Annotated in this window: 4 protein-coding genes and 1 pseudogene; 4 read left to right on the top strand and 1 reads right to left on the bottom strand. The window is 66.9% G+C overall.

Annotated elements, in window-relative coordinates; all coding sequences use genetic code 11:
• The 3 genes and pseudogenes from AC27VN_RS21020 to AC27VN_RS21010 all read left to right on the top strand — a co-directional run.
• Positions 1–3,431: pseudogene (locus AC27VN_RS21020) on the top strand (hypothetical protein); the annotation flags it as partial.
• A complete protein-coding gene (locus AC27VN_RS21015) occupies positions 3,376–6,087 on the top strand; it encodes a prealbumin-like fold domain-containing protein (RefSeq protein ID WP_490877765.1) in 2,712 nt (903 codons plus the stop codon). The pseudogene AC27VN_RS21020 and the gene AC27VN_RS21015, both read left to right, overlap by 56 nt.
• Positions 6,088–6,181: 94 nt before the next feature.
• A complete protein-coding gene (locus tag AC27VN_RS21010) occupies positions 6,182–8,131 on the top strand; it encodes a prealbumin-like fold domain-containing protein (RefSeq protein WP_490877764.1) in 1,950 nt (649 codons plus the stop codon).
• 66 nt (positions 8,132–8,197) lie between these two features.
• Here AC27VN_RS21010 and gnd read toward each other — a convergent pair whose 3' ends face one another.
• Positions 8,198–9,622 carry a decarboxylating NADP(+)-dependent phosphogluconate dehydrogenase gene (gene gnd, locus AC27VN_RS21005; protein WP_490877763.1) on the bottom strand — a complete coding sequence of 475 codons (1,425 nt, stop codon included), beginning with the start codon at positions 9,620–9,622 and terminating at the stop codon, positions 8,198–8,200.
• A gap of 201 nt (positions 9,623–9,823) precedes the next feature.
• Between gnd and AC27VN_RS21000 the strand changes: the two genes are divergently transcribed.
• Positions 9,824–10,359 (top strand): AraC-like ligand-binding domain-containing protein (locus AC27VN_RS21000; RefSeq protein ID WP_490877762.1); only part of this gene is annotated, 536 nt, incomplete at its 3' end.

The following is a 10,359-nucleotide window of genomic DNA, read 5'->3' as shown; positions in this document are numbered from 1 at the left end:
TGCCCACGCGCCCGATCGGGCTGGGCGGCGCGATGCTGGAGCCGCGCAACCTGCCCCTGCTGGCGTCGGCCGCGCCGAGCCCGGTCGAACTCGAAACCCTGTTGCCGCAGATCGAGAGCAACGCGCTCGGCTTCCTCGACCTCAAGGACCGCGACACGGTGGCCGGCACTTCGATCAACGTGCGCGTCAAGGGCGGCGATGGCGCGGGCTTCCGCCTGAGCGTGAACGGCGCGGCGGTGGACGAGCGCCGCGTGGGCAAGAAGTCGCAGCTGCCGTCGAAGCAGCTCGCGGCCTGGGAATACATCGGCGTGACGCTCAAGCCCGGTGCCAACACGCTGCGGCTCGAGGCCGTCGACGGCTTCGGCAATGTGCGCGGCGAGGCGCGGGAGATCACGCTGGTCGCGCCCGACAAGCTCTCGGCGATCGCGATCGACCTGCCGGCCTCGGCCCAGGCCGACCTGCGCACGCCCATCGTCGTCACGGTGCGGCTGGCCGACGCGGCCGGCGTGCCGGTCACCGCGCGCACCCAGCTCACGCTCGAGACCGACCGCGGCCGCTGGCTCGCCGAGGACCTGAACCCCGACGAGCCCGGCACCCAGGTCTTCATGGACGGCGGCTCGGCCGAGTTCAAGCTGTTCCCGCCGGGCGAACCGGGCGATGCGCGCATCCGCGTCACGGCCGCGAGCCTGGTCAAGGAAGTGCGCCTCGCGCTGACGCCCGAGCTGCGCCCGATGATCGGCGTGGGCATCGTCGAGGGCGTGCTCGACTTCACCAAGCGCGGCAAGCTGCCGCTGGGCGCGATGCCCGCCGGCGCGGCCTTCGAGGCCGAACTCACGGGCCTGAAGGACGAGCACAACGGCCGCCGCGCGGGCGCGCGCTCCGCCTTCTTCTTCAAGGGCGCGATCAAGGGCGAGTACCTGCTGACCGCGGCCTTCGATTCCGACAAGCAGCGCAAGGACCGCCTGTTCCGCGACATCCGGCCCGACGAGTTCTATCCGATCTACGGCGACTCCTCGGCCAAGGGCTTCGACGCGCAGAGCACGCAGAAGCTCTACGTGCGCATCGACAGGAACCGCTCCTACCTGCTGTACGGCGACTTCACCACCGCCAGCAGCACCGAGGTGCGCAACCTGAGCCAGAGCAACCGTTCGCTCACGGGCCTCAAGCACGTCTACGAGGACGAGAACGTGCGCGCCACCTCCTACGCCTCGCGCACCGCGCAGACGCAGCAGGTCGAGGAGTTCCGCGCGCTCGGCACCTCGGGGCCGTACTACCTGAACGGTGCCAACGGCGAGTTCGTCGAGAACAGCGAGCAGGTCGAGATCGTGGTGCGCGACCGCAACCAGCCGGACATCGTGCTGCAGCGCACGGCGGTCACGCGCTTCGTCGACTATACGGTCGAGCCGCTCACGCGCCGCATCCTGTTCACGCGCGCGATCTCCTCGGTCGACGCGAACCTCAATCCGCAGTCGATCCGCGTCACCTACGAGGTCGATTCGGGCGGCCCGAAGTTCACCGTGGCCGGCGTCGATATCCAGGTCAAGGCCTCCGAGACCGTGCAGGTCGGCGTGGTCGTCAGCACCGACCAGAACCCGCGGAACAAGCGCAAGCTGCAGGCGGTCACGGGCATCGCGCGCCTGGGCGAGAACATGACGGTGGCGGGCGAAGTGGTCAAGACCGAGTCCGACGAGAAGGGCAGCGGCCATGGCGCGCGCATCGAGGCGCGCTACCAGGACGAGAAGCTCGCCGTGGTGGCGCTCGCGACCAGGACCAGCACCGGCTTCGACAACCCCGGCGCCAGTTCCTCGTCGGGCCGCACCGAGGCGTCGGCACGCGCCGAGTACCGCGTCGATCCCACGCTGGCCGTGCGCGCCGAAGCGCTCTACAGCAAGGACGCCGCGCAGACCGACGAACGCAAGGGCCTGACCCTGAGCGCGCAGAAGAAGCTCAGCGAGGACACGGTGGTCGAGGTGGGACTGCGCCATGGCCAGAGCGACGACGCGCCCGGTTCGAACTCGGGCTTCGACTACGGCCAGATCTCGACCTACAACGGCCAGATGGGCAGCAGCATCGGTGCCAACAGCGTGACCGTGCTGGGCGCGGCCGTGGCCGCCAACGGCGTCGACACCCAGACCCTCACCACCCTGCGCGCGCGGCTGTCGACGCAGCTGCCGTGGGCGCCGAACGCGCAGCTCTTCATCGAGGGCGAGCAGGACATCCAGCACAGCGACAAGCGCGTGCTGGCCATCGGCGGCAACTACGCCGTGACCGACAAGACCCGCGTCTACGGGCGCTACGAGCTGATCTCCTCGCTCTACGGTCCCTACGGGCTCGACGGCGCGCGGAACAACAACACCGGCATCGTCGGCATCGAGAGCAACTACATGGAGGGCGGGCGCGTGTACAACGAGTACCGCCTCGCCGACGGTGCCGACGGCCGCGGCGTGCAGGCCGCCATCGGCGTGCGCAACACCGTCAAGCTCACGGAACGCGTCAGCGTGACCGGCGGCATCGAGCACACGCGCAACCTCGGCGGCTACGCCAACAGCGGCAACAACGGCACCGGGTACGCCGGGGGGCTCGGCCAGTCGACCGCCATCACCAGCGGCATCGAGTACATGACCGAACGGCTCAAGACCAGCGGCGTGTTCGAGATGCGCCGCGGCGACGACGCCAACACGCGGCTGTTCAGCGCGGGCTTCGGCTACAAGCTCGATCCTTCGTGGAGCCTGCTGGCGCGCAGCATCATGAGCAGCAGCGAAGGGCAGGGCACCAACGCGGGCAACGAACGCCACCTGCAGCGCCACCAGATCGGCGTGGCCTACCGGCCGGTCGACGACGACAGCTGGAATGCGCTGGCACGCTACGAGCGCCGCTCGGAGAACGTGGTGGGCGCGGGCAACGCGGCCGGCGCGCTGCAGGGCAGCAGCGTGTTCGGCGCCGACAACGGCGCCAGCCTGCCGGGCAAGACCAGCGCCGACATCGTCTCGGCCCACCTCAACTACAACCCCGAGCCAGGCCGCTTCGTGATGGCGCGCTACGCGGGCAAGGTCAGCCGCCTCAGCGACAGCCTGCTCGCGAGCAGGTACTGGGCGCACCTGCTGCAGGTGCGCTACACGCAGGACATCGACAAGGACTGGGACTGGGGCGTGCAGGCCGGCCTGCTCTACGGCAAGGGCGGCGGGCTGCAGAAGACCTTCGGCCTCGAGCTCGGCTACCAGGTCTACAAGAACCTGTGGCTGTCGGCCGGCTACAACTTCGTGGGCCTGCGCGACCGCGACCTCACGGCCAACGAATACACGAGCAAGGGTGCCTACATCCGGCTGCGCTTCAAGTTCGACGAGACCACGCTGGGCTTCCCGGCGACGGGCGGCGATGCGTCCGCACCGGCCGCGGGTTCGGCAGCCGGAGGCGCGAATGGACCGCAGTGAGCCGATGGGCACGCCAGATCAGCGAGAGATTTTCCAGGCCATGCAATCCATGAACGGCATCACGCGGGAAGCGGCCTCGGCCATCCGGGGCACTGGATTCTCCGCCGGAGGCACGAGCCGCTGGCCGCGCCGTGCGATCGGATGCGGCGTGGGGCTCCTGCTGCTCGCGGCAGTGGCCCAGCCTTTCGCGCAGCAGACACCTCCGAAGCCGTCCGCGACGGCCGCCGCGGCCGCGCTGGATGTCGTCACCAACACCGCGACGGTCACGTCACCGGTCGGCGCATTGTGCGAAACGCCGGATCCCCAGAACCCGAACGTGTGTACCTGGAGCGCTCAGGTCAGCACGCCGCTGGGGGGCGGCCCGACGTTTGCCTTCGGCAAATCCATCGGCAGCGCGGCCGAAGCCCCTTTCCCGAGCTTCAGCTTCTCCTTCTCGGGCGTGAGCGGCGCCGTCGATGAAACGATCACGGTTCCGGTGACTCCGAGGCTCGACGGTTCGGGCTCGCAGAACTGGTCGCAAGGGAAGCTGCGAATCATCCCTGGAGCGGATATCGTGGTCACGGAGAAGACCGTTCAGCCGGGCTGGCCGGTCTATGCATCCACGCTCCCGGGTGGCGGGTGCAAGGATGCGAATGCGGGGGTCGATGGCAACACCAATCCCTTCGATACCGCCATCCGATGGAAGATCGAAGGAAACAAGTTCACGTTGGACAAGAAGTACGTTTTTCCGAATTCGGACTTCAAGTGTTCCATCCACAACTACCGGCCCTCATTCGGGTTGAACAATCGCATCGTCGGCACGCCGTTCGATGCGGGGAAATTCGACCTGAGCTTTTCCGGCGTCAATGTCCAGACTTTCAGCACCATGGGGGCTGCTTTCGTGAAGGACGTCGGTGACAAGGGGCAGACGGCCCGGTTGGGCATCGACGTCAGCACGACGATGACGTTCAAGGCGGGGGCCGGGACCGGAACCTCGCTCGACAACTACGTCCAGACCTTCTCGTGCGAGGGCTACGAGAATCTTCCGGCGAGCAACCTCGCCAATCCTTCCGTCGGTGTCTACACCATGACATCGCCGGCGGCCGACGTCAGGGACATCGATAGCCGCGAGAAGATGTGCACGGTGACCCACACCGTCCGGCCGCGCGTGCGCATCGTCAAGACCTCGGTCGGCGGCACCGGCAGCTACGACTTCAAGCTCACGGGCACCGTGATCGCGAACGACACCGACAGCGTGACCACGAGCGAGCAGAACCTGCCCGTGCCATCGAAGACCGCGCACCATCTGGGCACGCCCGGCACCGCCGTCGGCATCACCGAAACCGCGGTGCCCGACGTCACGACCCGCTCGGTCTGCGTGAACGAGGCGGGCCGCTCCGTCACCGGCACCGGCACGGTGGCCCTCTCCGGCGCGGACATGGCCGCCGGCGCGCTGTGGACCTGCACCTTCACCAACAGCTACGCCAGCGCCATCGTGAGCGGCCGCGTGTTCCTCGACAACGGCGTGGGCGGCGGCACGGCCAACGACGGCGTGATCAATGGCGGCGAAGTGCCGCAGCGCGGCATCGGCGTGCGCCTGACCGACTGCGCGGCCACCGTGCACGCGCGCACGATCACCGATGCCGCGGGCAACTACAGCTTCGCCGTGCCCGACGGCACGCCCAAGGGCGCCGCGATGTGCGTGGAGCAGGTCAACAGCCCCGGCACGCGCGTGTCGACGGGGGCCTCGGTGGGCAGTGTGGCGCTGCCATCGGGGGCCGCCGTGGCCATCGGCGCGGACCGCTACACCTACACGCGCACCGACACGCCCGATCGCATCGCCTTCGCCTGGAACGGCGTCGGCCATGAGGAACTGAACTTCGGCGACGTCGACAACGGCAGCTTCGCGGCCGACGGGGCCAAGACCGGGCTGCCCGGCAACAGCGTGACCTATGGCCACACCTTCGCCGCGGGCACGGCCGGGCAGGTGCGCTTCAGCATCGCGAGCGAGACCGCCAACCCCGCCATCGGCGGCTGGAGCGCGCAGATCTTCGCCGACACGGGCTGCACCGGCAGCCTGCAACCGGGCGCGGCGCAGCTCTACCCGCCGGCGGGCGCGGGCCAGGCAGTGATCTTCGAGGGCAAGGTGTGCGTGGTCGTGAAGCAGTTCATTCCCGCGACCGCGCCGATGGGCGCGAACAACAAGGTGGTGGTGCAGGCCGACTTCGACTACCGCGGCGCCAACCCGGCGCTCAGCGGCCGCTACACCTTGCAGGACATCACGACCCTCTCGAGCGTGGCGCTGGAACTCCGGAAGGAGGTGCGCAATGTGACGCAGGGCGTGCTGGAGTTCGGGGTGAACAACCGGGCCAAGTCGGGCGAAACGCTCGAGTACCGCATCACCTACACCAACAACAGCGATGCGCCGATCCGCAACCTGGCGGTGAACGACACCACGCCGGCCTACACCAGCTTCGTCAGCGCGACCGTGGGCGAGACGCCGCCGACCTTGACCGGATGCCTGAAGACCACGCCGGCCAATGCGGCACCGGCACCGGCGGTGGCTTGCACGGAGGCGCAGCCCGCCGGCAAGACCGGGCCGGTCGACTGGCGCTTCGACGGCTTCGTGGCGCCGGGTGGCAGCGGGTCGGTGATGTTCCAGATCAAGGTGGATTGAGGCCGTGGTGGAGGCCGGGACAAGCAATGGCTGTTTCGAAATTCAACGACGCACCCGGTTGGCTATCGTGTTTTGACTGATCGACGAGATTCGAATGACGTTTTCATTATTTGCAGGCAAGGGGTTTTCGGCGATTTCCATCCGAAAGTGCTTCGGCCATTCCTGGAAGCGGGGGGCGGTGGCCGTTTTGGGGAGCGCTCTATTGCAGGCGGCATTTGCCCAGCAAAATACCTCCGCGATGGAAAATGCGTACGGCGGCACTTTGAGTCCGACGGTCAGCGGCGACAAAAGAACGGCGAGTCTTCCCTTGATGCTGAATTACGACAATCCGAGGGGCGGCGGTTTCGCGATCCTGGAAGGAGAGGATGCCAATACTGGAAGGACGCCGTTGACGGTGACGATGCGAACCGTATCGGGTAATTTTTCGTTCCCCCAGGGTGGTTACTTCGCTTTTGAAGGGCCGGAGTCCCTCTTTACGTCTCAAAACAGTCCCACTGGAACTGGCATTGGCGCGGCCAACGGCTTTTTTCGGGGAGAGGCGTCTTCGGGTGCTTTTCCGGAATCCGTCGTGGCAGTACCGGAAGTAGCCGTGATTGAAATTTCTTTCAATCGGCCTGTCGACGATCCAATCATTCACTTGAGGGGATTGATCAGTGGGACCAATTACCCCCTCGGTACCTCTCCTGATTTTCGATGGCATTCCTTGCAGATCCACTCTCTGGAGCTGCTTTCTCCAGGAAGTCTTCAAAGACTTTCAGGAAATTGGAATTTCGCTGTAGAAGGGAATTTCATCAAAAACAACACCGATGCCACCGTGGGAGGGAGAGGGGCCTACGCGCATTGCAGCCAGGATGATGCGTGCGGATCGGTCAGGGTTCTTGGCAAGAATATCTCGACGATACGCTTTAGATTTGGCGCCAAGAGCTATGCGCCAATACCTGGGACGGATCGGTGGTACGGGCGTCTTCGAGTGTTTTTCTCCTTTTCCTTGAATACCCCTCCGATCGTGGGTCCGGTCAAGACCTCCAGAGGCGGGGTCGGGAAATTCGATTTCAACTACTCCAATTTCATGCAGACAAGCGGCAGCATCGAGACGAAAACAAAAGACACGGCCACGCACGCGCGCGTGTTGAGACCCGTCTTGCCAACGCCCGGCGAATTGAAAATCAGCGAAAACGTCCAGGCGCCCTGGGTGTTGTCGTCGATCAAATGTTCGCTTTATCCCACCCAACTCGCGAACCTCCTGGGCGCCTTGTTCAGTCCCCAGTACGACATGGCAACGGGCACGGTCACGATTCCGCGGGCCAGTGAGCTGCGCAACAGCGAAATCATCTGTGCCTACGTCAATTCGAAATTGCCCACGGTGGCGATTCAGAAGAAGACCCTGGGCGCCCCCGGAGGCGGCGGGCCTTTCAATTTCACGGCCGACAACCTCGACGCCCAGCCCGCCCCGATCACGACCTCGGCCGCCAACACGGCGACGCCCGCGGCACCGCCGGCCGTCTTCGTCACGAAGCTGGGCGATCCCGTGACGCTGACCGAAGACCCGGCGCCGGGCTATGTGCTGACGGGCGTGACCTGCACGGACACCGATACCGCCAACAGCAGCAATCCCGCGAACCGGCCGATCAATTTCGCACGGGGGCAACCGATCGTCATTCCGGCCCCGTCGGCGAGTCCGCCCGCGACCGAGGTGTCGTTGCGTCCCGGCGCGAAATTCCTCTGCGTCTTCACCAACACGGCCGGCGCCGAACTCAGCATCGTCAAGAGCCTGGAGGAGACGTCGGTCAAGCCGGGCCAGACGGTGGAATACACGATCACCGTGAAGAGCCTGGGGATCACCCCCGTCACGGGCGCCCTGGTCAAGGACAAGCCCGGCGCCGGCCTGACCTGCGCCGGCACCGGCCGCGTGACCATCACGGGCGATGGCGTGCCGCCCGGTACGTTCACGGTCGCGCAACTCACGGGCGCCGGCATCCCGCTGGGCACGCTCGCCAAGGACCAGAGCGCGGTCCTCAAGTTCAGCTGCACGGTCAACCCATGACATGAGCGCGTGCCGTTCGAGCGCCGAAGGGCTGGGCGCTCGAGTGGCGCCGGGCCGGCGCGGACTTCAGCCGATGACTTCCGGCCACTCCGTGTGGAAGAACTGCCCCTCGGGCTTGTCCACGCGCTCGTAGGTGTGGGCGCCGAAGAAGTCGCGCTGCGCCTGCAGCAGGTTGGCGCTGAGGCGCTCGGTGCGGTAGCTGTCGTAGTAGGCCAGCGAGGCGCTGAAGGCCGGCACCGGGATGCCGTTGCTCACGGCCAGCGCCACCACCTCGCGCCAGTTCTGCTGGGTGCGGTTCAGCAGGTCCTTGAAGAAGGGATCGAGCATCAGGTTGGCCAGCGCCGGATCGGTGCGGAAGGCGTCGGTGATGCGGTTGAGGAAGCGCGCGCGGATGATGCAGCCGCCGCGCCAGATCGCCGCGATGCGGCCGAGGTCGAGGCCCCAGCCCTTCTTGTCGCCCATGGTCTTGATGAGGTCGAAGCCCTGGGTGTAGCTGATGACCTTGGAGGCATAGAGCGCGTCGTGCACCTTGGCCACCAGCGCCTTCTTCTCGAGCGAGAGTTCGACCTTCGGGCCCTGCAGCAGCTTGCTCGCGCCCACGCGCGCCTTCTTCTGCGACGACAGCACGCGCGCCTCGACGGCGGCGTTGATGGTGCTGATGACCACCGCGTTCTCGGCCGCGTTGATCAAGGTCCACTGGCCCGTGCCCTTCTGGCCGGCCTTGTCGAGGATCACGTCGACGATCGGCTTGCCCGTTTCCGGGTCCTTCTGCTCGAGCGCCTTGGCGGTGATCTGGATCAGGTAGCTCTGCAGCTCGCCGTCGTTCCACTCGTTGAAGATCGCGGCCATCTCGTCGGTCGTGAAGCCGGCGGCCTTGAACAGGCTGTAGGCCTCGCAGATCAGCTGCATGTCGCCGTACTCGATGCCGTTGTGCACCATCTTCACGTAGTGGCCGGCGCCGCCCGGGCCGATGTGGATCACGCAGGGCTCGCCGTCGACCTTGGCCGCGATGCTCTCGAAGATCGGCTTCATCACCTCCCAGGTGGAGGCCGGACCGCCCGGCATGATCGACGGGCCTTTGCGCGCGCCTTCCTCGCCGCCCGAGACGCCCGCGCCGATGAAGCGCAGGCCCTTGCTCGAGAGGTAGGCGTCGCGGCGCTCGGTGTCGGTGTAGAGGCTGTTGCCGCCGTCGATGACGATGTCGTCCTTGTCGAGCAGCGGGATGAGCTGCTCGATCACCTGGTCGACCGGCGCGCCGGCCTTGACCATGATCTGGATCTTGCGCGGCCTGGCGAGGCTCTGCACGAATTCCTCGAGCGTCTTCGCACCCACCAGCTTCTTGCCGGGATTGGCGGCGATGAAGGCCTCGGTGGTGGCTTCGGTGCGGTTGTAGACGCTGACCTGGAAGCCGCGGCTTTCCACGTTCAGCACGAGGTTCTGGCCCATCACGGCCAGGCCGATCAGTCCGAAGTCGCTTTTGTTGGTGGTCATGGCCTGGGTGTTTCCTTCCTGGTGCGCACGCCGGCGGCGGCCGGTGCGCGGGGTTGATGCAGCAGGCCATTGTGCCGACCGCCCGCCGGCCGCGCCGTCAGCCGCCGCCTATAACCGGACCGCCTTCCCGGGCGAGCCCGCTTGGCAAGCCCCGCCGGCTTCGGTATGTTGCAGCCGACCCATCCACGGGGAGAACCCTCCATGCCCACCCAGCCCCACGCCGAAGCCCATCGCCCGCCGGCCGCGATCGAGCGCTGGTCCACCGACGCGGTGCCGCCCGCGCAGCGGCTCGACTACTGGGTCGGCGCGGTCTGCGAGGGCTTCCTCGAGATGGAGGTGACCAGCCCGCAGGCGCGGCATTTCGACGCCACGCTCGAATCGGCGCCGCTGGGCACGCCGGCGCTCGGCATCGGCGTCAACCGCGTGCGCGGCAGCGCGCAGGACGTCTACCGCACGCGCCGCGCGATCGAGCGCAGCCGCAGCAACTTCTACTACCTGCTGTGCAAGACCGACACCGCCTGGAGCGTCGAGCAGGAAGGGCGCAGCGCGCGCATGTTGCCGGGCGACGCGGTGCTGGTCGATTCGCGGCGCAGCTACGCCTTCCACTTCGTGCAGTCGGCCGACACCGTCTCGCTCGAGCTGCCCACGGCCTGGGTCGAGTCCTGGCTGCCCGACGCGCCGGGCCAACTGGCCTGCCGCATCGATGGCAGCGCGGGCTGGGGCAGCGTGCTGAGCCG

The organism is Variovorax sp. 20P10.2.4 (assembly GCF_058244205.1).
Note: the sequence above shows the minus strand (reverse complement) of the source record. Positions and strands in the feature narration are given on the sequence as shown.